This is a genomic window from Streptomyces sp. NPDC036984, assembly GCF_055607665.1.
Genome location: NZ_JBVJRL010000022.1, coordinates 1 through 23,762 on the forward strand (window position 1 = coordinate 1; position 23,762 = coordinate 23,762).

The 23,762-nt window shown below is 69.6% G+C and carries 22 protein-coding genes and 2 pseudogenes; 13 read left to right on the plus strand and 11 right to left on the minus strand.

The features are described 5' to 3' along the window. Positions 1-346 precede the first annotated feature (346 nt). On the plus strand, positions 347-1,165 hold the full coding sequence (locus ACZ7DL_RS30700) for a TRADD-N-associated membrane domain-containing protein (protein WP_470779076.1): 819 nt from the start codon (positions 347-349) through the stop codon (positions 1,163-1,165). Here ACZ7DL_RS30700 and ACZ7DL_RS30705 read toward each other — a convergent pair. Together ACZ7DL_RS30705 and ACZ7DL_RS30710 are read right to left on the minus strand one after the other, a co-directional pair. Continuing rightward, positions 1,138-1,671, minus strand: a pseudogene (locus tag ACZ7DL_RS30705) (site-specific integrase); the annotation flags it as partial. The gene ACZ7DL_RS30700 and the pseudogene ACZ7DL_RS30705 sit on opposite strands and share 28 nt — an antisense overlap. A gap of 104 nt (positions 1,672-1,775) precedes the next feature. Continuing rightward, positions 1,776-2,491: pseudogene (locus ACZ7DL_RS30710) on the minus strand (tyrosine-type recombinase/integrase); the annotation flags it as partial. A 380-nt stretch (positions 2,492-2,871) separates the two neighbouring features. On the opposite strand from ACZ7DL_RS30710, the gene ACZ7DL_RS30715 reads away from it, so the two are divergent. The 7 genes from ACZ7DL_RS30715 to ACZ7DL_RS30745 all read left to right on the plus strand — a co-directional run bounded on the left by ACZ7DL_RS30715 (position 2,872) and on the right by ACZ7DL_RS30745 (position 10,334). Next, positions 2,872-4,080 (plus strand): right-handed parallel beta-helix repeat-containing protein, encoded by a 1,209-nt coding sequence (locus ACZ7DL_RS30715; protein ID WP_470779078.1) that lies wholly within the window; start codon positions 2,872-2,874, stop codon positions 4,078-4,080. A gap of 133 nt (positions 4,081-4,213) precedes the next feature. Next, a complete protein-coding gene (locus ACZ7DL_RS30720; RefSeq protein WP_470779079.1) occupies positions 4,214-4,486 on the plus strand; it encodes a hypothetical protein in 273 nt (90 codons plus the stop codon). Positions 4,487-5,066: 580 nt separating this feature from the next. After that, the gene (rlmN, locus tag ACZ7DL_RS30725; protein ID WP_470779081.1) at positions 5,067-6,173 is read left to right on the plus strand and encodes a dual-specificity RNA methyltransferase RlmN; all 1,107 of its coding nucleotides are present in this window, start codon (positions 5,067-5,069) and stop codon (positions 6,171-6,173) included. A gap of 214 nt (positions 6,174-6,387) precedes the next feature. Beyond that, complete coding sequence (locus tag ACZ7DL_RS30730; RefSeq protein WP_470779082.1) at positions 6,388-7,470, plus strand: thiamine ABC transporter substrate-binding protein; 1,083 nt, start codon at positions 6,388-6,390, stop codon at positions 7,468-7,470. A 47-nt stretch (positions 7,471-7,517) separates the two neighbouring features. After that, entirely contained in the window at positions 7,518-9,119 is a 1,602-nt protein-coding gene (locus ACZ7DL_RS30735) for an ABC transporter permease (protein WP_470779261.1), read from the plus strand. Then, entirely contained in the window at positions 9,120-10,139 is a 1,020-nt protein-coding gene (locus ACZ7DL_RS30740; RefSeq protein WP_470779084.1) for an ABC transporter ATP-binding protein, read from the plus strand. Between the two features lie 24 nt (positions 10,140-10,163). Next, positions 10,164-10,334 (plus strand): hypothetical protein, encoded by a 171-nt coding sequence (locus ACZ7DL_RS30745; protein ID WP_470779085.1) that lies wholly within the window; start codon positions 10,164-10,166, stop codon positions 10,332-10,334. 104 nt (positions 10,335-10,438) lie between these two features. On the opposite strand, the gene ACZ7DL_RS30750 is transcribed toward ACZ7DL_RS30745, so the two are convergent. The 6 genes from ACZ7DL_RS30750 to ACZ7DL_RS30775 all read right to left on the minus strand — a co-directional run bounded on the left by ACZ7DL_RS30750 (position 10,439) and on the right by ACZ7DL_RS30775 (position 16,089). After that, positions 10,439-11,137: an LAETG motif-containing sortase-dependent surface protein gene (locus ACZ7DL_RS30750; protein WP_470779087.1), complete on the minus strand. Its 699-nt coding sequence runs from the start codon at positions 11,135-11,137 to the stop codon at positions 10,439-10,441. A gap of 244 nt (positions 11,138-11,381) precedes the next feature. Next, the gene (locus ACZ7DL_RS30755) at positions 11,382-11,789 is read right to left on the minus strand and encodes a VOC family protein (protein WP_470779089.1); all 408 of its coding nucleotides are present in this window, start codon (positions 11,787-11,789) and stop codon (positions 11,382-11,384) included. A 109-nt stretch (positions 11,790-11,898) separates the two neighbouring features. Beyond that, on the minus strand, positions 11,899-13,272 hold the full coding sequence (locus ACZ7DL_RS30760) for a hypothetical protein (RefSeq protein WP_470779090.1): 1,374 nt from the start codon (positions 13,270-13,272) through the stop codon (positions 11,899-11,901). Continuing rightward, positions 13,254-13,994, minus strand: a complete 741-nt coding sequence (locus tag ACZ7DL_RS30765; RefSeq protein ID WP_470779092.1) for an ABC transporter ATP-binding protein — start codon at positions 13,992-13,994, stop codon at positions 13,254-13,256. Before ACZ7DL_RS30765 ends, ACZ7DL_RS30760 begins: the two co-directional genes overlap by 19 nt. A gap of 189 nt (positions 13,995-14,183) precedes the next feature. Then, entirely contained in the window at positions 14,184-15,548 is a 1,365-nt protein-coding gene (locus ACZ7DL_RS30770; protein WP_470779093.1) for an aspartate aminotransferase family protein, read from the minus strand. A gap of 19 nt (positions 15,549-15,567) precedes the next feature. After that, positions 15,568-16,089, minus strand: coding sequence for an Lrp/AsnC family transcriptional regulator (locus ACZ7DL_RS30775; protein WP_470779095.1), 522 nt, complete (start codon positions 16,087-16,089; stop codon positions 15,568-15,570). 170 nt (positions 16,090-16,259) lie between these two features. Between ACZ7DL_RS30775 and ACZ7DL_RS30780 the strand changes: the two genes are divergently transcribed. After that, positions 16,260-17,699, plus strand: a complete 1,440-nt coding sequence (locus ACZ7DL_RS30780) for a gamma-aminobutyraldehyde dehydrogenase (protein WP_470779097.1) — start codon at positions 16,260-16,262, stop codon at positions 17,697-17,699. Between the two features lie 90 nt (positions 17,700-17,789). Here ACZ7DL_RS30780 and ACZ7DL_RS30785 read toward each other — a convergent pair whose 3' ends face one another. Genes ACZ7DL_RS30785 through ACZ7DL_RS30795 form a run of 3 tightly spaced genes read right to left on the minus strand, consistent with a single transcriptional unit; the run spans position 17,790 to position 19,054 of the window. Next, on the minus strand, positions 17,790-18,374 hold the full coding sequence (locus ACZ7DL_RS30785) for a hypothetical protein (RefSeq protein WP_470779099.1): 585 nt from the start codon (positions 18,372-18,374) through the stop codon (positions 17,790-17,792). A gap of 35 nt (positions 18,375-18,409) precedes the next feature. Beyond that, positions 18,410-18,625: a hypothetical protein gene (locus tag ACZ7DL_RS30790; RefSeq protein WP_470779100.1), complete on the minus strand. Its 216-nt coding sequence runs from the start codon at positions 18,623-18,625 to the stop codon at positions 18,410-18,412. A gap of 30 nt (positions 18,626-18,655) precedes the next feature. Further along, positions 18,656-19,054, minus strand: coding sequence for a hypothetical protein (locus ACZ7DL_RS30795; protein WP_470779102.1), 399 nt, complete (start codon positions 19,052-19,054; stop codon positions 18,656-18,658). 177 nt (positions 19,055-19,231) lie between these two features. On the opposite strand from ACZ7DL_RS30795, the gene ACZ7DL_RS30800 reads away from it, so the two are divergent. The 4 genes from ACZ7DL_RS30800 (at position 19,232) to ACZ7DL_RS30815 (ending at position 23,761) form a co-directional block, all read left to right on the plus strand. Beyond that, positions 19,232-19,906 (plus strand): response regulator, encoded by a 675-nt coding sequence (locus ACZ7DL_RS30800; RefSeq protein ID WP_470779104.1) that lies wholly within the window; start codon positions 19,232-19,234, stop codon positions 19,904-19,906. Beyond that, complete coding sequence (locus ACZ7DL_RS30805) at positions 19,897-21,822, plus strand: sensor histidine kinase (RefSeq protein WP_470779105.1); 1,926 nt, start codon at positions 19,897-19,899, stop codon at positions 21,820-21,822. The genes ACZ7DL_RS30800 and ACZ7DL_RS30805 overlap by 10 nt, the downstream gene beginning before the upstream one ends. A gap of 114 nt (positions 21,823-21,936) precedes the next feature. Continuing rightward, complete coding sequence (locus ACZ7DL_RS30810) at positions 21,937-23,130, plus strand: polyamine ABC transporter substrate-binding protein (protein WP_470779107.1); 1,194 nt, start codon at positions 21,937-21,939, stop codon at positions 23,128-23,130. A gap of 100 nt (positions 23,131-23,230) precedes the next feature. After that, entirely contained in the window at positions 23,231-23,761 is a 531-nt protein-coding gene (locus ACZ7DL_RS30815; protein WP_470779108.1) for a hypothetical protein, read from the plus strand. The last annotated feature ends 1 nt before the right edge of the window (position 23,762 follow it).

Below are 23,762 nucleotides of genomic sequence, written 5' to 3' on the forward strand. Positions count from 1 at the left end.
CCATCGGCCTGCTCGCGCGCCGAAAACAGCACCGAGGAACAGGGAAGAACGGCCCATCGGCAAGCTGACAGCCCATCACGCAAGATCGAGGTTAGAGCCCTCACCAGAGATTTAATCGCCGATGAGGGTCACACAATCAAAGCTGGGCCGTCTCGGGGCCGTCGGTCCTGTTCGACGGTCGGAGGGCATGCTGAGTCGGTTTGATCGCCGGGCCCTTGACGCTTTGAGGAGACGTCGCCAGAGAGTCCCTTCGCGTCTATGTGGGTGGCGTTTGCTGACGTGCCGATCCGGGTGAATCCAGGGTTTCGGTGGTGCTGCGTGTCCCTGGTCGAGAGAATGCTCGGCTATGAGTTCCAAGTCGATTGGCGTGTTGGTTGCTCTCCTAACCGCTGTGATCGCATCCATCGCTGCTGCGGTGATCAGCTTGGCGATGGGGCAGCGGTGGCCAGAAGCGGTGAAGCTGGCGGGGACCCTCTTTGTCAGTGTGTCGACCATCGCCACCATGTTGCTGTCGCGTATGGGTCTTGAGCCGGATGAGGTGGTCGAGAGCCGGGAGCGCGTACGCGAGGCGGAGCGTCGCCTGGAATCCGTGCTGTCGGATTCCGAGGCTGCGTCGACCGACGGTCGGGTTGAAGCTCAAGGCGATGGGAGCCGGGAGACCGGAGAGAGCCGAGGCTTGGCCCTAGCGCGTCTGTGGACACTGACGCAAAGCCAGTTGGAGCTCTATCACAAGATTGCGACACGTCAGGCGCGGATGTCTTTTTGGAGTGCGCAGGTGGCGATGGCACTCGGGTTCGCACTGCTTGGGGTGTTCGTCGCGGTAGCGTTGCATGCCGCTACAACGGCGGGGGCGGTCGTAGCTGGTGGTTTGGGCGCGGTGTCGGCGGCGTTGGCAGGATTCATCAGCAAGACGTTCGTGCGATCACATGAGACGGCGGCCGGGCACTTGAAGGCCTACTTCGATCAGCCTTTGGAGTTTTCGCGGTATCTCGCGGCTGAGCGTCTGGTCAGAGACTCGGGGATGAATGGGGGACAGAGAGCAGCCGTTACTGCCGAGTTGGCGAAGGCAATCGTGGTAGGCCCCGGCGGAGCAACGTCCGCCGAGGTCACCGGAGGCTCAGCAGGCGGCGGCATCCCTCAGCAGGCGTCATCTTCGGCGGCGTGACTGTGATCGCCGGAGGGTGTCAGGGCTTTGTCCACTGCGCGGCGAGTACGTTCCTGAGTGGAAGGCATCAAGTGCGCATACACCCTCAGCGTCAGCGCCGGGTCAGTGTGCCCTAGGTACTGGCTGACAGCCTTGATGCTGCCGTCCAGCCCGGCGTCCGGGATGAGACCAGCGACCGCGAGCGCGGGCTTCCACTCCTGGATGTTGAAGTTGCTGCGCCAGACAAGGCCGCTTGCGGTGTTCGTGAACAGGAGGCGGGCCGACACCTTCGGGCCGTCCGGCTTGCGCCAGGGCAACGTGATCGCGACCGGCTTAAAGGCGTCCATGTGGGCACGCAGAGTCTCAGCCACCGACAGCGGCAACGGTACGTCTCGTTCCTTGTTGCTCTTCGGAGGAGCGAACACGGCCTTGCCTCGGATCAGCTTCACCTGCCGGACCACCCGGATGGTGCCGGCGTCGAAGTCGAGCGCATCCTCAGCCAGTCCCACGATCTCCCCCTTTACAAGGCGGATGTCGGCGGTTCGAAACCGTCCGCGCCCACCAGGAAAAAGGCCCCCAGCCGATCATGGCTGGGGGCCTTTGACATCCAGGTCTGACATCAGCGCCTGGACTACTCACGCTGAAGGCGCCTTGTTAGCAGCCGGTCCATGTGGCTGACCGCCTCGCGCTGTGTGTCCTGGACGACGTGGGCGTAGACGTTCATAGTGACGGCGATCTGGCTGTGCCCCAGGATCTCCATCACGACGCGGGGCGGTACGTCGGCCGCGGTGAGCAGGGTCGCGCAGCCGCGCCGAGCGTCATGCAGTCGGATGACCCGTAGGTTCGCGTTCTTGGCGACCCGAGTGAAGGAGCGGTAGACGTTGCGCGGCTCGATCGGTCGCCCCGTACGCGTGGTGAAGACGTAGCCGTTCTCCTCCCAGCGATCATCCGCACGCTCACGCATCGCGGCTTGCCGCATGCGCTGGTACCTCAGAAGGGCCACACAGATGGCCGGCAGCGGCAGCACCTGCTTCCGGCGTCGCCCCTTCGGGTCGTCCTCGTATGCCTCACCTCCGACCCGTTGCCGCTGCTTTCGGACTTTGATCTCGCGCTTTTCAAGGTCTACGTCCTGCCACCGGAGTCCGATGACCTGCCCACGACGGAGACCGAGAGCGATAGCGATAACGAATGTGGCGTAGAGCGGATCACTCCGAGCCGCGGTGAGGAAGTCGAGCGTCTCGTCCAGACTCCAGGGCGGAGGCTGCGTGACTCGACTCGAGGCGCGCCAACGAGGGTGACGACGTTCCTGGCGATCGGTTCCTCGCGGCAGGCTGCCGACAGAGCTGTGCAGCTGTTGGTGCAGGAGCGGGCGATCCTGGGTCAACTGTCGGACCGCCAGCGTGGGGAATTGGCGCACCTTCCACGGCAGTTGACGGCACCGTTCGACAACGTTCCGAGCAGAGGCACAGGCTTGCCCGCCCGGCGGGTCGGTGGCGTCGCACGCTCAGTGGTGCGTACGGAGTGCTACCGCTTGCGCACCCACTGTAACCAACCTAGCTTCTCAATCAGCGATTGCTTGCCCGCGCTTCGGTCGGTTTACGTAACTGATGGAGTCAGGCAAATTCCAGCTCGTTCCATCAGTCCGGCTGCCAGGTTATGTGCCACCTAGCCGCTTGTACTGCCGCACGACCGGATTGCGGTCTGCATCGAGAGTCAAGGAGAAGACCATGAAGAAGACGATTCTTGTCGCGGCGTGCGTCGCAGTGGCTGCAGCGTTCCCGGCAGTGCCCAGCCAGGCAGCTCAGGCCGTACTCGTTGTGGATGACAACGGAGCGCAATGCCCGGGTGCACCTTTCACCACGATCCAGGCAGCGATTACTGCGGCCTCGCCGGGAGATGAGATCAGGGTCTGCGCCGGAACCTACAGCGAGGTTGTCACCGTGAACAAGGCGAATTTGCGGTTGGTCGGACCGGCCGCCGCCCCCAGTGGGACAGTGTGCCGCCAGGCCGGAGCTCCGAATCCGTCTAGGCAGGCGATCATTCAGTCGGCGGATGGTTCGGGCAGTGTCCGCTTGATGGAGAACGGCATCAGGTTCTCCCGCTTCACCGTTCAGAACAATACCTCCAGTTATGGCATTGTCACGAGTGCGGCACACTCAGGCTACCAAGTACGGCAGAACGTAATCCAGGACAACGTATTCGGAGTCTATTTCAACTCCAGCGGAACAAACCTCTCCGAGGTTGAACAGAACTGTATCCGCCAGAACAATGAACCCGGCTCTGCAAGCGGCAATGGAGTCTACTCGGACGCGGGCCTGAAGAACGCGGACATCGAAAACAACACATTTTCCGGTAACGAGAACTCTGGTGTCCTTCTGGATGCACTGGCACCCGGAGGAGTCGACAATGTCAGAGTGAATAGAAACACCTCCTTGAAGGATAGAGCCTTTGCGTTCATCTTCAAGTCCAGCAACGTCTCCGTAGGGAATAACATCATCCAGGACAACTTTGGCGCCCCCGGGATCTTCTTCGGCGACAGCAATACGAATTTGAGGATCACCTCCAACACCATTGAGAGGGGCTTCCTAGGCGTGCGGGCCAACGCCTTTGGCCTTTCGCCCAACACCAACGTCACCATCGCCAGCAACATCATCAGAAATTCCAAATCAAGCACCGTCGGCCACGGCATCAGCGTGGCAGCGAACTCGCTCGGGAACTCCGTCATCTCCCGGAACGTCGCCAGCGACAACGCGGGCGACGGCATCCGCATCGATGCCGGCGGCAACGGGGGCAACACCATCGACTCCAACATCGCCCGCCGCAGTGGCATGCTCGACTGCCGCGACGCCACCAGTGGCGCCGGCACCGACGGCACGGCCAACACCTGGATTCGTAACATTGGCCCGAACGCGGCCCCTCCCGGCATCTGCCGCTGATCGAACTTACAAGGCGGATGTCGGCGGTTCGAAACCGTCCGCGCCTACCAGAAAAAGGCCCCCAGCCGATCACGGCTGGGGGCCTTTCGCCGTCCGGATCCGACGTCAGTGCCGGGACCACGACAATGGTGCGATGCTGTCGGCCGAGCTCACCGAGGATGAATATGAGAGAACTGTCGAAAGTCTGCGCGGGACGCGCCTGGTCGAAGTCACCTACTACCCGCTGAGCTGCGGTGACGATGGCATCGAGGCCGAGGAGTGGGACTTCGGCGTGTGGCACCAGCCCACGATGGGCGTCGGCCTCGTCGCCGAGAACGGCACTCGATACTCGGCAGTGTGGGGCCACAGTTTCGGGCACTACGGCTTGGAGACTTCCGAGAGCCGATGTCCACCCGATTGGCCATGATCGGACAGCCCGGAGGGACGCCAGCCGTGGTTGTAACTGACCATCCTTCTTGGTCAGGGCTCGTCGGGGTTTCGCTCCTGGGTGCCGACATCCTCTGGTCCGAGGGTGACGGTGGACTCCGAATGCCGGTCGCTGTCGAGCTTCGTGCGCCTGCTGCCACAGCGTGGCTTGTCGTAGGTCGGCCGGCAGCGTGGCCACCAGACGGGCGTTTCTACCTCGCTACCGACGACGTAATGGCCGTCTTCACGCACGAGTTCGCTGGCGCCGTCGGTCTCCCTCTGGGGAGCGGGAAAGGCTGACCGCAACCAGTGACGACTCGTGATCAGGCAGTGAGAGAGTGTCCCCGCTGGTGGGGGCTGATAGAGCCCTCCGGTGCCCGGGAAAGACACGTCGCCCTCGATGGTCGTCGCACCATAGCCACCGGCACTGACATCGTCATGAGGGTCCGACCGAGTGCCGCGCTGGGCCGTCCCTGGGCCGTGCGAGGTCGACCAAAGCTGATAGACGGCACCCACGGGTGACCGTCCCCACCCCGCTCTGGCCTGGGCCGGTGGAGTTGATCTGCGACACTGGAAGGGTTATGCCGAAGCCCGGAGAACTCACTTTCGTCGCGCCGCGCGGTGCCAAGCAGCCGCCGCGGCATCTTGCCGACCTCACGCCCGCCGAGCGCAAGGACGCGGTGGCCGAGATCGGTGAGAAGCCGTTCCGTGCCAAGCAGCTCTCGCAGCACTACTTCGCGCGGTACGCGCACGACCCGGAGCAGTGGACCGACATTCCCGCCGGTTCGCGTGCCAAGCTCCAGGAGGCGCTGTTCCCGGAGCTGATGACCGTCGTGCGGCATCTGTCCACCGACCAGGGGACCACCCGCAAGACGCTGTGGCGGCTGTTCGACGGGACGCTGGTCGAGTCCGTGCTGATGCGCTACCCGGACCGGGTCACCATGTGCATCAGCTCGCAGGCGGGGTGCGGGATGAACTGCCCGTTCTGTGCGACCGGGCAGGCGGGTCTGGACCGGAATCTGTCCACCGCCGAGATCGTCCACCAGATCGTCGACGGGATGCGGGCGCTGCGGGACGGGGACGTGCCCGGTGGGCCCGCTCGGTTGTCCAACATCGTCTTCATGGGCATGGGCGAGCCGCTCGCCAACTACAAACGGGTCGTCGGAGCCATCCGGGCCCTGACCGATCCCGCTCCCGACGGGCTCGGGCTGTCCCAGCGGGGCATCACCGTCTCGACCGTCGGACTGGTGCCGGCCATCCACCGGTTCGCCGACGAGGGCTTCAAGTGCCGGCTCGCGATCTCCCTGCACGCCCCCGACGACGAGCTGCGCGACACCCTCGTCCCCGTGAACACGCGGTGGAAGGTGCGCGAGGTGCTGGACGCCGGGTTCGAGTACGTGGAGAAGTCCGGGCGCCGGCTGTCCATCGAGTACGCGCTCATTCGCGACATCAACGACCAGGCCTGGCGCGGTGACCGGCTCGGGCGGCTGCTCAGAGGCAGGCCCGTGCACGTCAACCTCATTCCGTTGAACCCGACGCCGGGGTCGAAGTGGACCGCTTCGCGGCCGGAGGACGAGAAGGCGTTCGTCGAGGCCATCGCGGCCCATGGTGTGCCCGTCACCGTCCGGGACACCCGTGGCCAGGAGATCGACGGAGCCTGTGGTCAGCTCGCGGCCACCGAGCGGTAATCTGGCCACGTCCACACATCTTCATATTCCGACAGGGGAGCGCCACAGCGCTGAGAGTGCGGCGGACAGGGCCGCAGACCCTCTGAACCTCGCCCAGGTCATTCTGGGTAGGAAGTTCGGTCATCACTCAAGCTGTTGCGCCCTGCCCGGGCTCCCTCCGTGGAGCCCGGGCAGGGCCGCGTCTCTTCCTGGCCAACCCCCAGGAGGACATCCAGTGCACACCAAGACCCTCGTGGCCGCGGCCGTCGGCCTCGGCCTGGTCACGCTGTCCGCGCTGACGGGGTGTGGCTCGACCGACACCAAGGGCTCGGCGGACACCAAGACCGTGACCCTGGTCAGCCACAACTCGTGGAGCGTCTCCAAGAGCGTCATCAAGGACTTCGAGAAGCGTTACGGATACAAGGTCCGGGTCCTCGAGGACGGCGATGCCGGACAGGCCGTCAACAAGGCGATCCTGACCAAGGACAATCCGCAGGGCGACGTCTTCTTCGGCGTCGACAACACCCTGCTCTCCCGCGCCCTGGACAACGGCCTCTTCCAGCCGTACACGGCCAAGGGCCTCGACAAGGTCGGCGCCGAGTACCAGCTCGACAAGGACAAGCACCGGGTCACGCCGGTCGACTACGGCGACATCTGCGTCAACTACGACAAGGCGTACTTCAGCGAGCACAAGCTGACCCCACCGCAGTCCTTCGCCGACCTGACCAAGCCCGCGTACAAGAACCTCCTCGTCACGGAGAACGCGGCGACCTCCTCCCCGGGCCTCGGCTTCCTGCTGGGCAGCGCCGCGAAGTTCGGCGACGGGGGCTGGCCGGACTACTGGAAGAAGCTCAAGGCCAACGGCGTCAAGGTGGTCGACGGCTGGGACCAGGCGTACTACCAGGAGTTCTCCGGGTCGTCCGAAGGGAAGAAGGCGGGCGGCGACCGGCCGCTCGTGGTGTCGTACGCCTCCTCCCCGCCCGCCGAGGTGATCTACGCCAAGAAGCGGCCCAGCACCGCCCCGACCGGTGTGGCCACCGGCACCTGCTTCCGGCAGATCGAGTTCGCCGGGTTGCTGAGCAACGCGAAGAACACCGAGGGCGGCAAGGCGTTCGTGGACTTCCTGGTCTCCCGGGAGTTCCAGGAGGACGTGCCGCTGAACATGTTCGTCTACCCGGTGGTGCAGGGCGCGAAGGTGCCCGCCGAGTTCACCGCGTACGGGCCGGCCGCGAAGCACCCCGAAACCATGGCCCCCGCCGAGATCGCCGCCAACCGTGATCAGTGGGTCAAGGCGTGGACGTCACTCGTACTGAAGTAGCCGGCCGCAAGAGGGACCGGCGCAAGGGCGCGGCGCGGCTCGGGCTCATGGCCCTGCCGGTCGCGTTCTTCGCGCTGTTCTTCGCCTGGCCCGTGGCCGCGATCGTCGCGCGCGGGCTGAAGGTGGACGGCGCCTGGCAGTTCGGGCGGATCGCGGACGTCGTCGCCCAGCCGGACGTCCGGCACGTGCTGTGGTTCACCACCTGGCAGGCGCTCGCCTCCACCGCGCTCACCCTGGTGCTCGCGCTGCCCGCCGCCTATGTCTTCGCCCGCCTGGACTTCCCGGGCAAACAGCCGCTGCGGGCCGTCGTCACCGTCCCGTTCGTGCTGCCGACCGTCGTCGCCGGCAGCGCCTTCCTGGCGCTGGTCGGCCACAACGGTCTGCTGGACCAGCTGTGGGGGGTACGGCTCGACACCACCGTGTGGGCGATCCTGCTGGCCCACGTCTTCTTCAACTACGCCGTCGTCGTCCGCACGGTCGGCGGGCTGTGGGCCCAGCTCGACCCCCGGCAGGAGGAGGCCGCGCGGATGCTGGGCGCCTCCCCGCTGACCGCATGGCGGCAGGTCACCCTGCCCGCGCTCGCGCCCGCCGTGGCCGCCGCCGCGCTGATGGTGTTCCTGTTCACCTTCACCTCCTTCGGCGTGGTGCAGATCCTCGGCGGACCGACCTTCTCCACCATCGAAGTGGAGATCTACCGACAGACCTCCGACGTCTTCGACCTGTCCACGGCCGCCATTCTCACCCTCGTCCAGTTCGTCGCCGTCGGCGCGATCCTCGCCGTGCACGCCTGGACGGTACGGCGGCGGGAGACCGCCCTGCGTCTGGTCGACGCCAAGGCGACCGCGCGCCGGCCGCGCGGGGCCGGGCAGTGGGCGCTGCTCGCCGGAGTCCTCGTCACCATCGCCGTACTCCTGGTCCTGCCGCTCGCCTTCCTCGTCCGGCGCTCGCTCGACGCGCCCGGCTTCGGCTACTACCGGGCGCTCACCGCAGCCGACGGCGGTACGTTCCTGGTGGCGCCGGTGCAGGCCGTGTGGACCTCGCTCCAGTACGCCGCCACCGCCACCGCCATCGCCCTCGTGATCGGAGGTCTCGCCGCCGCCGCGCTGGCCCGCCGGGACGCGGGACGGCTGGTGCGCGGCTTCGACGCGCTGCTGATGCTGCCGCTCGGGGTGTCCGCCGTCACCGTCGGCTTCGGCTTTCTGATCGCGCTCGACAAGCCGCCGCTGGACCTGCGCCAGTCGTGGATCCTGGTGCCGCTCGCCCAGGCGCTGGTCGGTGCCCCCTTCGTCGTACGGACCATGCTGCCCGTGCTGCGCGCGGTGGACGCCCGGCTCCGCGAGGCGGCGGCCGTGCTCGGGGCCTCGCCCTGGCGGGTGTGGCGGGAGGTCGACCTGCCGCTGGTGCGGCGGGCGCTGCTGGTGGCGGCCGGCTTCGCGTTCGCCGTCTCCCTCGGCGAGTTCGGGGCGACCGTGTTCATCGCCCGGCCCGACAACCCCACGCTCCCGGTCGCCGTGGCCCGGCTGCTCAGCCGCCCCGGCGAACTCAACTACGGCCAGGCAATGGCCCTTTCGACGATTCTCATGGTGGTCTGCGCCGCCGCGCTGCTGATCCTGGAGCGCCTGCGCACCGACCGGACGGGGGAGTTCTAGATGCTGCTGAGCCTCGCTGCCGCGACCGTGCGCTTCGGCGGGCGGGCCGTACTCGATGTGGTGGACCTGGACGTCGCCGAGCACGAGGTGGTGTGCGTGCTCGGGCCCAGCGGCAGCGGCAAGTCGACGCTGCTCAGGGCGGTGGCGGGGCTTCAACCCCTGGACACCGGGCGGGTGTTGCTCGACGGCCGGGACCAGCGGGGCGTGCCCGCGCACAGGCGGGGCGTCGGGCTCATGTTCCAGGACCATCAGCTGTTCCCGCAGCGGGACGTCGGCGCGAACGTGGCCTTCGGGCTGCGCATGCGCGGCGTCGCGCAGCGCGAACGGGACACCGAGGTGGGCCGGCTGCTGGAGCTGGTCGGGCTGCCGGGGGCCGCCCGGCGGGCCGTGGCCTCGCTGTCCGGCGGCGAGCAGCAGCGCGTGGCCCTCGCCCGCGCGCTCGCGCCCCGGCCCCGGCTGCTCATGCTGGACGAGCCGCTCGGCCAGCTCGACCGCTCGCTGCGGGAGCGGCTGGTGGTCGAACTGCGGGAGTTGTTCGGCCGGTTGGGTACGACCGTGCTCGCCGTGACCCACGACCAGGGCGAGGCGTTCGCGCTGGCCGACCGCGTGGTGGTGATGCGGGACGGGCGGATCGCGCAGTCCGGGACCCCTCTGGACGTGTGGCAGCGGCCCGCCGACGCGTTCGTGGCCCGCTTCCTCGGCTTCGAGAACGTGGTGCCGGCGACCGTCGCCGGTACGGCCGCCGACAGTCCGTGGGGCAAGCTGCCGGTGCCCGACGGCTCCCCGCAGGGCAACCGCACGGTCCTCGTCCGGCCCGCGGGGGTCCGGCTCGTGCCGGCCGACCAGGGCCTGCCCTGCACGGTGACCGCCCGCACCTTCAAGGGCACCCATGTGGCCGTCCACCTCCAGCCGGCGGACGGCCCGCGGCTGGAGGCGGCCTGCACGCTGCGGGACGCGCCGGAGGCCGGCGCCTCGGTCGGCGTGGAGTTCGACGTGGCCGAAACGGTCGTGCTCGACTGATCGCCGCGTCCGTAGGGTGAGGTCATGCCGCCGCTCGCCCGTGACCGCTGCTGCACCGAAATCACCCATCAGGTCGACCGGTTGAGAGCCGTGGTGACCTCCGGCACCGACCTGTCCACGACCGTGCCCGGCCTGGAGGCGCTCGGCGACCGGGAGGTGCTGGAGTTCTGGCTGGAGCGGACCACGTTCGGCTGACGTGCCCGGGCCGGTGTGCGACCGCGGCCCGTCCCCTGGGGATAGGAGGACGGGCCGCGGCGCGGTACGGGATGAGGTGTCAGGCGCCGTGCGGCGCCTCGGCGTCAGCGCTTGTTGCTCGCGCCACGGCGGCGCATGCCGAAGTAGACCGCGCCACCGCCGGCGACGACCAGGGCCGCCGCGACGCCGGCGATCAGGCCGGTGTTGGAGTTCGCACCGGTCTCGGCGAGGTTCGAGTCACCGGCCGCCGGGGACGGCGCGTTCTCCGCGGTGCCCGCCGGGGCCGAGCTGGACTCGGAGGCCGACGGGGCCGGGGGCGCCGACCCGGCCGGGGCGGACGTGGACGGGGACGGGGACGCCGACGGCGTGGTGGAGGCCGTCGGCGTCGGGGTCTTGCTCTCGGTCTTACAGGCGGTGGACGGGGTCACCAGGTCGGGCCGGATGTCCTCGTCGACGGCCTGGTCGGCTTTGACGTGAACCCGGTAGGTGGCGTTCGGCTTCCAGTCCTCGGAGAACGTGATCTGCTTACCCTGCTTCGAGCCCTTGACCGGCTGTTCGCCGACCTTCGTCTCCACGCCGCCGACGGCCTTGAGGAAGACGCTGACGGTGGCGCCCTTGGCGGAGGCGTCCGTGTCGGTGACGACGATGACGCCCTTGCCGCCGTCGCACTTGGCTTCGGCGGAGAAGTCCTTGATGTTGGACGCGAGAGCGGAGCCGGCCAGGCCCAGCACCAGAGCCGCCGACCCGGAGGCGACACCCAGAACGCTCACGGAACGGCGCACGCTACGGCGAGTGATGGACAACGTTTGTCCTTTACAGAGTGCAATTGCGGGGGGTGAAGGGGGATCTGGGGCGACGGACGAGGTGAGGCCCCAGCACCCCCGGAGCTCACAGGTTTATAAGCGCTCCTCAAGCAGTGTCAACGCATCTGCCGTCAACGGTCGTTGACTTTGCCCGCTTATTAACCGCCCGGACGTTTGCACGGTGCGGCTGGGCGGGTGCCACCGGCACCCGCCCGTAGCGGCAAGGAGGTTGGACTCCTGGAGGTCAGCTCTGGATCGCCGCCGGGTCCATCCACATGACCTCCCAGGTGTGGCCGTCGAGGTCGTCGAAGGAGCGGCCGTACATGAAGCCGTGGTCCTGGGTCTCGCCGCTCTCCGTGCCGCCGGCCGCGATCGCCTTGTCGACCAGCTCGTCCACCTTCTCGCGGCTCTCGGCGCTCAGACAGACCAGCACCTCGCTGGTCGTCGTGGCGTCGGCGATCTGCTTCTTGGTGAAGGTGGCGTAGAACGGCTTGGTCAGCAGCATCGCGACGATGGTGTCGCTGATCACCACGGAGGCCGCCTTCTCGTCACTGAACTGCGGGTTGATCGTGTAGCCCAGCTCCGTGAAGAACTTCTTCGAGGCGTCGAGGTCGTTCACGGGCAGGTTCACGAAGATCATCTGCTGGTACATGCGGGCCTCTTCCGTCGGGGTCGTGCGCGGTCGATCGCGTTCGGGGGGTAGACCGGCGGCCCGGCCCGGACTCATCGCCGACCGACGGGATTTCTCTCCGAACCGGCGATCAGCGGTCCAGTGGCAGTGCCGACAAGGCGGCGATCACCAGCGTGAGCGGGCCGAACAGGGCCAGCAGGGCGACCGCGCGGAGGGCGGCGGCTCCGCGCAGCATGCCGGCCGGCGCGCCGAGGCGGAGCAGCGCGGCGGTGGTCTCGGCGCGGCACTGGCGGGCCTCCACGGCCGCGGTGAGGAGGGTGGCGACCGTGCAGCCGGCCACGACTAGCGCGCCGAGGGCTGTCAGCGGCCCGAAGGCGGGGGCCGGGCCGTCGTACAGGGCGGTCATGGCGTAGCCGGCGGACGCCACCGCGCAGACCACGCCGAGGGGGCGGCCGATCCGGGTGGCCTCCGTCATCAGGACCCGGCCGGCGAGCAGCCGGAGCGCACCCGGCCGAGCGGACTGGAGGAGCAGGCCGCACAGATGGGTGAGGCCGGGGGCGGCCACGACGAGGCCGGTGCCGGTGAGCAGCCAGCCGAGGAGTACGGCGGGGGTGGGGGCGGGGACGGAGCGGCCGGCGTATGCCTGCACGGCGAGCCCGGCGGTGAGGAGGGCCACGCCCCAGGGAAGACCGGCGGGCGCTCCGCCGGGGGGAACGGGGCTTGCGACGGCCGGGTCGGCGTCCGGGGCCGGGGGCTCGTGGCGGCTCGCCCGGTCCGGCGCCGACGGGGTGCCGTCCTCCTTCGGCAGGAGAGCCGCCCCGGCGGCGGGGCCGCCCGCGGGCAGCGGACCGGCCGCTGCCGCCACACCGGCCGGGGCCCGCCCGCCGACTCGCGACCCGAACCGCCCGTACGCCCCGAACGTCTCCCTGGCCGGCGAGGTGTGGTACGCCCCGAAGCGGCCGAACCTCCGCAGGCCCCGGGGTGCCGGGCGGGGGTCTCGGGGGCGCAGGGCGAGGGCCACCGTGGCCGAGGCGATCGCGGGTGGCAGGGCGAGCAGGGTCAGGGCCGCCGGGACCGGCAGGGGCCGGCCCGCGGCCAGGAAGTCGGTCGCCGCGCCGTCGAACGGCATGCCCGTCAGGTCACCGCGCAGATGCAGGAAGAACAGCAGGGCCAGCATCGACCCCAGGACGCAGGACAGGGCCGTCGTCAGGGCGGAGACGGCCATGAGGCGGGCCGGGCCCAGGCCCACGGCGGACAGACCGGGGCGCGGCCGGGTGCCGGGGTCGGTGCGGGCGACCGCGAGCGCGAAGTGGACCGTGGCGGCGAGCGGCACCGCGCACCAGGCCAGGCGCAGCGCGGCGGCGCCCGCATCCTCGGGGTGGTTCAGTGCGTGGCCGAGGGTGGAGAGGAGCAGGAAACCGGTGCCCGCCGAGGCCGCGGCCACCAGCAGGCGGCGCAGCTGGACGGCGGGCCGGGCGGCGCGGGTCAGACGGACAGCGAGCACGCGGCCCGGCCTTCCGCGTCGGGGCTGTCCGGCAGGTGCACCGTGTGCACGCGCCGCCCGTCCAGCAGGGTCACCGTGCGGTCGGCGAGGGCGGCGATCTCGGCGTCGTGCGTGGCGAGCACGACCGTGATGGCGTGTGAGCGGGCGGCCGTGGTCAGGGTGCGCAGGACATGGGCGCGGTCGGCGCGGTGCAGGGGGGCCGTGGGCTCGTCCGCGAAGAGGACCGCCGGTCCGGGAGCCAGCGCGCGGGCGATGGCCACCCGCTGGCGTTCGGCCTGCCGGAGCTCCTGCGGGCGCTTGCGCGCCTTGTCGCCGACGTCCAGCCGTTCCAGCCACTCCAGCGCGGCGGCCTTGGCCCGGCGGCGGCCGGTGCCGCGCAGCATCAGGGGGAGTGCGACGTTCTCCCACACGTTGAGCTCGGGGACCAGGACCGGCTCGGGGTCGATCCAGCCGAAGCGGTCCCGGCGCAGCCGTTCGCGGGCCATCGGGCCGAGCGTGTGGACGGGGGCGCTGTTGAACCAGACCTCGCCGGTGCGCACCGGCACCAGGCCGGACAGACAGCGCAGCAGCGTGGTCTTGCCGCTGCCGCGCGGGCCGCTGACGGCGAGGATCTCGCCCTCCCGTACACCGAGCGAGACCCCGGCCAGTCCGGGGGAGCCGTCGCGGTGCGCGAAGTGCAGGGAGCGTGCCCAGAGCACGTCGTTGTCCGGCGGGGCCTCCATGGGCGTACACCTCGGTTCTGATCCGTTTTCCCGTGCCTGATCCCTCGTGCGGGGGAACGAAGGCTGGGCCGATCGGTCACTGGAACGCTAGGCAGCCGTCGCCGGGAGGCCGGACAGCACACGGCCCCGGGCCGCCGTTCTCACTCGAACGAACGACACCGGGGCCGGTTTGATCATCCGGTCGGATGGTCAGAGCTTCGTCCACGCCTCCGTGAGGGTGGCGCGCAGGATCTGCTCGATCTCGTCGAAGGTCTCCTGGTTGGAGATCAGCGGCGGGGCGAGCTGGACGACCGGGTCGCCGCGGTCGTCGGCACGGCAGTACAGGCCGTTGTCGAACAGCGCCTTGGAGAGGAAGCCGTACAGGACGCGCTCGGTCTCCTCGTCGTTGAAGGACTCCTTGGTGTGCTTGTCCTTCACCAGCTCGATGCCGTAGAAGAAGCCGTTGCCGCGGACGTCGCCGACGATCGGCAGGTCGTGCAGCTTCTGGAGGGTGGACAGGAACGCGCCCTCGTTGTCGAGCACGTGCTGGTTCAGGCCCTCGCGCTCGAACAGGTCGAGGTTGGCGAGGCCCACCGCGGCCGACACCGGGTGACCGCCGAAGGTGTAGCCGTGCAGGAACGTGTTGTCGCCCTTGTAGAACGGCTCGGCGACCCGGTCGGAGACGATGCACGCGCCGATCGGGGAGTAGCCCGAGGTCATGCCCTTGGCGCAGGTGATCATGTCCGGGACGTAGCCGAACTTGTCGCAGGCGAACATCGTGCCGAGGCGGCCGAAAGCGCAGATGACCTCATCCGACACGAGCAGGACGTCGTACTTGTCGCAGATCTCGCGGACCCGCTGGAAGTACCCGGGCGGCGGCGGGAAGCAGCCGCCGGCGTTCTGCACCGGCTCCAGGAACACCGCGGCGACGGTGTCGGGGCCCTCGAAGAGGATCTGCTGCTCGATCTGGTCGGCGGCCCAGCGGCCGAAGGCCTCCGGGTCGTCGCCGTGGATCGGCGCGCGGTAGATGTTGGTGTTCGGGACCTTGTGCGCGCCCGGCACCAGCGGCTCGAAGGGGGCCTTCAGAGCCGGCAGACCGGTGATCGACAGGGCGCCCTGCGGGGTGCCGTGGTAGGCGACCGCGCGGGAGATGACCTTGTACTTGGTCGGCTTGCCCTGGAGCTTGAAGTACTGCTTGGCGAGCTTCCAGGCGGTCTCGACGGCCTCGCCGCCGCCCGTGGTGAAGAAGACCTTGTTCAGGTCGCCCGGGGCGTGGTCGGCGAGGCGCTCGGCCAGCTCGACGGCCTTCGGGTGGGCGTAGGACCACACCGGGAAGAAGGCCAGCTCCTGGGCCTGCTTGAAGGCGGCCTCGGCGAGTTCCGTGCGGCCGTGACCGGCCTGGACCACGAACAGACCCGCGAGACCGTCGAGGTACCGCTTGCCCTTGTCGTCGTAGATGTAGGTGCCCTCACCCCGGACGATGGTCGGCACGGGGGAGTTCTCGTACGAGGACATGCGGGTGAAGTGCATCCACAGGTGGTCGTACGCGGTGCGGCTGAGGTCCTTGGTGCTCACGGTTATCGGGTCCTCACGGTTATCGGGTTCCCCACATGTAGGTCTGCTTCTTCAGCTTCAGGTAGACGAAGCTTTCGGTGGAGCGCACCCCGGGCAGCGCCCGGATGCGTTTGTTGATGACGTCCAGCAGGTGGTCGTCGTCCTCGCAGACGATCTCGGCGAGGATGTCGAACGAGCCCGCGGTCATCACCACGTACTCGACTTCCGACATGCCGGTCAGCGCGTCCGCGATCGACTCGACATCGCCTTCGACGTTGATCCCGACCATCGCCTGCCGGCGGAAGCCCACGGTGAGCGGGTCCGTCACGGCGACGATCTGCATCACGCCCTGGTCCAGCAGCTTCTGCACGCGCTGGCGCACGGCCGCCTCGGAGAGGCCGACGGCCTTGCCGATCGCGGCGTACGGCCTGCGGCCGTCCTCCTGGAGCTGCTGAATGATGGCGAGGGAGACGGCGTCCAGCTGGGGACTGTTGCCGTTCCTGGACTCGCGGGACGAGTCCCTCTGGTCTGCGCTTCGACTGGCCACGACCCCACTGTGCACGACGTCTCGACAGTTTCGCAAGGCCCGATCGATGAAATTCGTTGTTTCTGAGGTCAGACCTTGCGGATTTCGCAGAAGTGGTGGCGCTGGGGGTGTTGAAAACGTGGGTCGGGCGACTAGGGTGGGTGTCTCAGTGATTGGACAGCAAGAACCAGATCAGGAGGCCGGCAGTGAGCACCGAGCTGCGTCGTCTGCGCAACTACATCGACGGTGAGTTCCGGGACGCCGCCGACGGACGGACCACCGAGGTGGTCAACCCCGCGACGGGTGAGGCGTACGCGACCGCGCCGCTGTCCGGGCAGGCGGACGTGGACGCCGCCATGGAGGCCGCCGCCCGCGCCTTCCCGGCCTGGCGCGACACCACGCCGGCCGAGCGGCAGAAGGCCCTCCTGAAGATCGCGGACGCCTTCGAGGAGCGTGCCGAGGAGCTGATCGCGGCCGAGGTCGAGAACACCGGCAAGCCGGTCGGGCTGACCCGGTCCGAGGAGATCCCGCCGATGGTCGACCAGATCCGCTTCTTCGCGGGCGCGGCGCGCATGCTCGAGGGCCGCTCGGCCGGCGAGTACATGGACGGGATGACGTCGATCATCCGCCGCGAGCCGGTCGGCGTCTGCGCCCAGGTCGCCCCGTGGAACTATCCGATGATGATGGCCGTGTGGAAGTTCGCCCCGGCGATCGCGGCCGGCAACACGGTGGTCCTGAAGCCCTCGGACACCACCCCGGCCTCCACCGTCCTGATCGCCGACATCATCGGCGCGATCCTCCCCAAGGGCGTCTTCAACGTCATCTGCGGCGACCGCGAGACCGGCCGTCTGATGGTCGAGCACGAGACGCCGGCGATGGCCTCCATCACCGGCTCCGTACGCGCCGGCATGTCCGTCGCCGAGTCCGCCTCCAAGGACCTCAAGCGGGTCCACCTGGAGCTGGGCGGCAAGGCCCCGGTGGTGGTCTTCGAGGACACCGACATCGCCAAGGCCGTCGAGGACATCTCCGTGGCGGGCTTCTTCAACGCCGGCCAGGACTGTACGGCCGCGACCCGCGTCCTCGTCCAGGAGTCCATCCACGACGAGTTCGTGGCCGCGCTCGCCAAGGCCGCGTCCGAGACCAAGACCGGCCGGCCGGACGACGAGGACGTCCTCTTCGGCCCGCTGAACAACCCCAACCAGCTCAAGCAGGTCGCCGGCTTCATCGACCGCCTCCCCGCCCACGCCAAGGTCGAGGCGGGCGGCCAGCAGGTCGGCGACAAGGGCTACTTCTACGCCCCGACCGTCGTCTCCGGCCTGAAGCAGGACGACGAGATCATCCAGAACGAGGTCTTCGGCCCGGTCATCACCGTCCAGTCCTTCACGGACGAGGACCAGGCCGTCGAGTGGGCCAACGGCGTCGAGTTCGCCCTCGCGTCCTCCGTGTGGACCAAGGACCACGGGCGCGCCATGCGCATGTCCAAGAAGCTCGACTTCGGCTGCGTGTGGATCAACACCCACATCCCGCTGGTCGCCGAGATGCCGCACGGCGGCTTCAAGAAGTCCGGCTACGGCAAGGACCTGTCGGCGTACGGCTTCGAGGACTACACGCGGATCAAGCACGTGATGACGTCGCTGGACGGCTGACGCGGCACTCGCGCGGCCCCGGACGGGTTCACCTCCCCGTCCGGGGCCGCGCTGTCCCCCTGATGATGGTCAGGTGCTGTCGGTGCCGCCTCAGCGCCCGAAGCAGTGCAGGTGCATGGTGTCCCGTGCCATCCAGTCCGGATCGGGTGACTGGACGCTGATCCAGAAATCGGCCGGTTCGCTCGCGCCGTCGTACCGGCCGCCGACCCGTACCGTCACCGACTGCCCCGGCTCCAGCGTGCCCGAGGACGGCCGGATGCTCACGTCCCGCGCGATGTGGCCCGGACGGTACGTGCGCTCACGGCTGGGAGGCTCGTAGTCCAGGGCCACCGCACGCCACCGCGTCCTGGCGTGCCGGGAAACCAGCGTGAACTCCGCGTCGAGCGCCGAACAGTCGACGCGGTGGCTGCCGTCGGCTTCCGTGGGCGGACGCATGGACACGACGTCGGTGATGCCCGTGTACCGGCCGGGCGGCGGGGTCGTCCTGCCCGGCCGCGCAGAGGGCGGGGCGGACGACGTCCCCGGGCCGCGGCCCGCGGACGTGCCGGCGGTGGCGTGCGCCGAAGCCGCCGGTCCGCCGCCCGGCGCGGAGTCCAGGCCGTCGTCGCACTTGGCAGCCGTGGCCGCGAGCGCGGCCAGTACTGCGGCGGCGAGGTACCCCCGGTGTGTACGCATGGATTTCCTCCGTGTGGAGTGGGTGTCGCTGCGGTTCACGGCACGGGCACGTCGCTGGGCGGCGGGGCCGGTGGCGTGACGGTGGGCGTGGGCAGGTCGGGGAGCTGCGGCCGGACCGACTCCAGGAAGTGGTCGACCGTGCCGGGGTGGGTCACCGCGTAGCCGACCGCGATGAGCAGCAGGACGAATCCGATGCCCGCGCCGGGCCCGCGGTAGTAACCGTCCGGGGTGAAGTAGCGGTTTCCGCCCATGTCCTACTCCTTCGTCTCTCTGATCGACGTTCAGGGCGTCGCGGGGTCCGGAGCCGGACGGGACAGGACCAGGGCGATGGTGATCACGCTGACGATCACGAAGACGGCGACCACGAGCACGACCCAGGCCGGGATGCCGCTGACGAACAGCGCGGGCAGGGCGGTGACCACGTCGAGGATCCGCGCGCCCGCCACCACCCGGCACCCCGTCCGGTTGCCCGTGCGCCAGGTGTGGAAGACGGCGGCCAGAGTGATCACTCCGAGGACGGCGTCGGCGACGAGGACGCCGGTCGGGGGTCCCTCGGCCGCGGTGTCGTCCACCGGAATGGTGAAGACGTTGCCCAGGTCGACCAGGCCGACGAGGGCGGCGAGGCCGAGGCCCGCCTTGTTCTTGACGGTGAGGGCGGATGACGCTGTCAGCTTGCTCATGTCGGTTCGCCTGTCCGGAAGTCGGGGACGCCGACGCGGCGGCCCGGTTGCAGCGAGCATCGGGCACGTGGCGTCCGGGACGCATCGGTGCCGCGTCCCGGACACCCGGGAGGATTTCCCGTACGTCCCGGGAGAGAGTGCTCCCCGTCGGGAGCCGGCGTCGGCCATCATCGGGACATGCGCTCAACCGCCCGCCCGATCCGGGTACTTGTGGCCGACGACCATCCCGTCGTACGGCGCGGGATGACAGCCCTGCTGGCCTCGCTGGACGGCGTGGAGGTGGTGGCAGAGGCCGCCACCGGCGAAGAGGCGGTCCGGGAGGCCCAGTTGAGCCGGCCGGACGTCGTGGTGATGGACATCCAGATGCCCGGCATGGACGGAGTCGAGGCCACACGGCGGCTGACCGCCCTCCTGCCCGACGTGGCGGTCATGGTGGTCACCATGTTCGAGGACGACGAGACGGTGGTGTCCGCCATGCGGGCCGGCGCCCGCGGCTACCTCCTCAAGGGGGCCCAGCAGGAGGAGATCCTCACCACCATCCACTCGGTCGCGGCAGGGCAGTTCGTGATGGGGCCCGCGGTCGCGGCCCGCCTGATGGGGCACCTCGATCCGGCGCCCGTGCGGGCTTCGCCCTTCCCCCAACTGACCGCCCGTGAGCGGGAGGTGCTCGACCTGATCGCCCAAGGGCACGGAAACGCCAAGGTCGCGGCCGACCTGGCACTGGCCGCCAAGACGGTCCAGAACCATCTCTCCGCCATTTTCACCAAGCTGGGCGTGAGCGGCAGGACCCAGGCCGTGATCGTGGCCCGGGAGCACGGGCTGGGCGGCGGCACCCCGGGCCCGTGCCCGTGACGGCGCCGCGCCGGATCGCCGGGGCGCGGCCCTGGTACGACACCGCGCGCCGCCGCCCTGCTCCGGTGCGGGCCGGGCTCGCGCTGCTGACCGGTACGGCCGTCGCCTCCCTGTGGCTCGCGCCGCCGCCCTCGTCGGACCAGTGGGTGATCTGGGCGGTGATGGTCGGCAGCTGCCTGGCGGTGTCCTGCGCTGTCGTCATCGCCCGTCACCCGGCCGCGGCGGCGCCCAGGCTGCTGGCCGGGTCCGCGGTCATGCTGCTGAGCACTCCGCTGGTGCTCGCCACCGGCGCCCGCACCCTCGCCGTGGTGCCGGCCGTGCTCGCCTCGACGGTCGCCGTGCCCCTGGCCGCCCTCCGGGTGGTCGTGGCGCGCCCGGCCGCCCGGCTGCTGCGCTGGGCGGACGGCTGCGTCGTCGTGTCCGGGGCCGGATGCGCCGCGGCTTCGGTGTGGGGTGCCCCGGCCGCGCTGGTGACCACGGAGATCGCTTCGGGGACCTCCGTGTGCGCGGCCATCTGGGTGCTCTTCGAGGTCACCTCCGGGGACGACCGGCGTCGGGTCCTGTGGCTGGTGCTCGGGGCGGCCGCGACGACCCTGGCCGGAATGCTGCTCTTCGCGGCGGAGAACTCCCTGCCCATGCGGCCGGTCGACACCGTCGTCGCCACGGGAGTGCTGTCACTGCCCCTCCCCCTGGCGATCACCGTCGCGCTCGTCGCGCCGCGGTGGGCCGATGTGCGGGCGGTGATGCGCGGCGCGACCGTGCTTATCGTCATGCTCGCGCTCAGCGCCGCGGTGTACGAGGGCATCGCGGCGGTGTGGCAACTGGTGGTGGGCGTACGGCCGGGCAAGGGGGTGCCGGCGTTACTGGCGGCCGTGATCGCCTCCGGATACCAGCCCGTACGGCAGCGGGTCGAGGCGAGCATGGACGAGATGCTGTTCGGCACGTCGGCCGACCCGGTCGAGACGCTGACCCGGCTCGGCACGGACCTGACCGCCGGCGCCCCGCCGCCGCTGTGGCCGCACACCCTGCGCTCCACCCTGGGTGTCCCCGGGATCGCCCTGCGCCAGGACGGCGTCACCATCGCCACGGCGGGCACCGTGGACGGCCACACCACGGTCACCGCCCTGCGCGCGGGCGGAGAGCACGTGGGCGACCTCGTGGTGTGTCTCCCGGCCGGGCACCTGCGGCTGCCCCGGGCCGCGGCGGCGGTGGTCGAGCTGGTGGCGGCGCCGCTCGCCCAGGCACTGCACGCGGCCAGGCTGAGCGAGCAGTTGCGCGTCTCGCGTGGCCGGGTGGTGACCGCGCTGGAGGAGGAGCGCCGCCGGATGCGCCGGGACCTGCACGACGGGCTCGGCCCGACCCTGACCGGCATCGCCTACAACGCGGACGCGGCCGTCAATCTCATCGCCACCGACCCGGACCGTGCGGTGGAGACACTGCGCGGGCTGCGCGCCGACGTCGGCGACGCGATCAACGAGATCCGCCGCATCGTCTACGGCCTCAGGCCCCGCGCGCTCGACGAGTTCGGCCTCGTCGACGCCGTCCGCCAGCGCGTCACCCAGCTGCGCGCCGCCGACGGCCGGCTCCTGGACGTCACCGTCGACGCCCCTGACCGGCTGCCCCCTCTCCCCGCGGCCGTCGAGGTCGCCGCCTACCGGGTCGCGGTGGAGGCGGTGACCAACGTCGCCCGGCACTCCGACGGCGCCACGGCCAGGCTCACCCTGGCACTGTGCGACTCCGGGTCCCTGAGAGTGACCGTCACGGACACCGGCAGCTGCACCGAGCCCTGGACACCCGGCGTCGGTATCCAGTCCATGCACGAACGCGTCGAGCAGATCGGCGGAACCCTCACGATCCGTGCCACGCCTCAAGGAGCCACCGTCATCGCCGACTTGCCTCTCGCCATTCCCGCCTGAGCGATGCGTCGTCCGGCGCGCGACGCTCTCGGTCGACAAGCTGTCCGGCCGGTGGGTGTCCCCTCGACGCAGCGTCGATTGTCCCCGCAGCCGGCGGGGCGGCATGCTTCCGTGGTGGCCCAGACTTCCTCTCGCACGCCCCCGCTGTCCCGCCGTACCCTCCTCGCCGCCCTCGGCGGCACCGCCGCGCTCGGTACCCTGGCCGGCTGCGGGGTGCCCGCGGCCTACGTCACGTCCGACGACCGGGCCGCGACCGACATGTCCGCGGCCGACAAGAAGCTGACCTGGGCGAACTGGCCGCTCTACATCGACACCGACGACGACAACCCCAACCGGCGGCCCACCCTGGAGGAGTTCGGGAAGCGCACCGGGATCTCCGTGGACTACGTCGAGGAGATCAACGACAACGACGAGTTCTTCGGCAAGATCAGCCCCGCGCTGATGAACCATCGGTCCACCGGCCGCGACCTGATCGTCATCAGCGACTGGATGTGCGCCCGGTACGTCCGGCTGGGCTGGGTCCAGGAGATGGACCGCGCCCACCAGCCGAACGTGGCGAGGTACCTCGACCCGCTGCTGCGCTCGCCCGCCTTCGACAAGGGCCGCCGCTGCACGGTCCCCTGGCAGTCGGGCATCACCGGCATCGCCTACAACCGCCGCAAGCTGGGCCGCGAGATACGGCGTGTCTCCGATCTCTGGGCGAAGGACCTCAAGGGGCGCGTGACGCTGCTGTCCGGCCTGGACGAGGCGTTCGCCCTGCTCATGCAGGGCAACGGCGTGGACATCACGCGATGGACCGCCGACGACTTCCACCAGGTCTGCGACCGGGTGGAGCGGGAGGTCCAGCGGGGCCAGATCCGCCGCTTCACCGGCAACGACTACACCAAGGATCTGGTCAGCGGCGACGTCCTCGCCTGCCAGGCGTACTCCGGCGACGTCATCCAGCTCCAGGCGGACAACCCCGACATCCGCTTCGTCGTCCCCGAGGAGGGCGCCGAGCTGTGGTCGGACTCCCTCATGATCCCTGATCGGGCCCGCCACAAGGCCAACGCCGAGCGCCTGATCGACTACTACTACGCCCCCGAGGTCGCCGCGAAGCTCGCCGCCTGGGTCAACTACGTCTGCCCGGTCCCCGCGGCCAAGGAGATCCTGGCGTCCTCGAAGGACAAGGACACCGCGGCCCTCGCCGACAACCCCCTGATCTTCCCGGACTCCGGCATGCGGGGCCGGCTGGCCGTCGCCCGGGACATCACCTCCACGGAACGGCCCGAGTTCGCCCGGCGGTGGAACGGGATCGTCGGACTCTGACGCGACCGCCGCCCGGGCCACGAACGCTTCCCCGGGACGGCAACGCTCCTGGCTCCGGAACTGTTTTGAACATGTTCAACTCCAGGCGTACGCTCCTGCCATGAGCGACAGAGCCGCCCTGCTCAAGGGCATCCGTGTCTGGCTGGCCGTCTTCGTCGTGGGCCTCGTCCTCAGCGGGGCCACGGCGTTCCCGCTGGTGCACGAACTGCGCTGGACCGAGAGTGCCTTGCGCGCGCTGTCCGTCCCGGAGCACCTGCCCGGACTGATGGAGTGGATCTCCCGGGTGCGGGACGGGCTGGACACCGTCGACGCCGAGTACCCCTTCGTTCTCTACGGCACCGACTGGCTGGCCTTCGCCCACCTCGTCATCGCGGTCGCCTTCTACGGCCCCTACCGTGACCCCGTCCGCAACATCTGGGTCGTCGAGTTCGGGATGATCGCCTGCGCCGGGATCATCCCGCTCGCCCTCGCCTGCGGACCCGTCCGCGGCATCCCCTTCTGGTGGAGCCTGATCGACATGTCCTTCGGGGCCTTCGGGGTCGTGCCGCTGTACGTCGTACGGAAGAAGATCAAGCGGCTGGAGGCGCTCGGCGGACCGACCGCGCCCCCGGCCGCCGCCGCGGCGGGCTGAC

Excerpts from the sequence above, each read along its gene's own strand:
- ACZ7DL_RS30715 (WP_470779078.1), top strand. The coding sequence starts at position 2,872 with ATGAAGAAGACGATTCTTGTCGCGGCGTGCGTCGCAGTGGCTGCAGCG.
- ACZ7DL_RS30795 (WP_470779102.1), bottom strand. The coding sequence starts at position 19,054 with ATGAGCAAGCTGACAGCGTCATCCGCCCTCACCGTCAAGAACAAGGCG.
- ACZ7DL_RS30765 (WP_470779092.1), bottom strand. The coding sequence starts at position 13,994 with ATGGAGGCCCCGCCGGACAACGACGTGCTCTGGGCACGCTCCCTGCAC.
- ACZ7DL_RS30745 (WP_470779085.1), top strand. The coding sequence starts at position 10,164 with ATGCCGCCGCTCGCCCGTGACCGCTGCTGCACCGAAATCACCCATCAG.
- ACZ7DL_RS30735 (WP_470779261.1), top strand. The coding sequence starts at position 7,518 with ATGGCCCTGCCGGTCGCGTTCTTCGCGCTGTTCTTCGCCTGGCCCGTG.
- ACZ7DL_RS30800 (WP_470779104.1), top strand. The coding sequence starts at position 19,232 with ATGCGCTCAACCGCCCGCCCGATCCGGGTACTTGTGGCCGACGACCAT.
- ACZ7DL_RS30790 (WP_470779100.1), bottom strand. The coding sequence starts at position 18,625 with ATGGGCGGAAACCGCTACTTCACCCCGGACGGTTACTACCGCGGGCCC.
- rlmN (WP_470779081.1), top strand. The coding sequence starts at position 5,067 with ATGCCGAAGCCCGGAGAACTCACTTTCGTCGCGCCGCGCGGTGCCAAG.
- ACZ7DL_RS30720 (WP_470779079.1), top strand. The coding sequence starts at position 4,214 with ATGCTGTCGGCCGAGCTCACCGAGGATGAATATGAGAGAACTGTCGAA.
- ACZ7DL_RS30700 (WP_470779076.1), top strand. The coding sequence starts at position 347 with ATGAGTTCCAAGTCGATTGGCGTGTTGGTTGCTCTCCTAACCGCTGTG.
- ACZ7DL_RS30785 (WP_470779099.1), bottom strand. The coding sequence starts at position 18,374 with ATGCGTACACACCGGGGGTACCTCGCCGCCGCAGTACTGGCCGCGCTC.
- ACZ7DL_RS30815 (WP_470779108.1), top strand. The coding sequence starts at position 23,231 with ATGAGCGACAGAGCCGCCCTGCTCAAGGGCATCCGTGTCTGGCTGGCC.
- ACZ7DL_RS30755 (WP_470779089.1), bottom strand. The coding sequence starts at position 11,789 with ATGTACCAGCAGATGATCTTCGTGAACCTGCCCGTGAACGACCTCGAC.
- ACZ7DL_RS30740 (WP_470779084.1), top strand. The coding sequence starts at position 9,120 with ATGCTGCTGAGCCTCGCTGCCGCGACCGTGCGCTTCGGCGGGCGGGCC.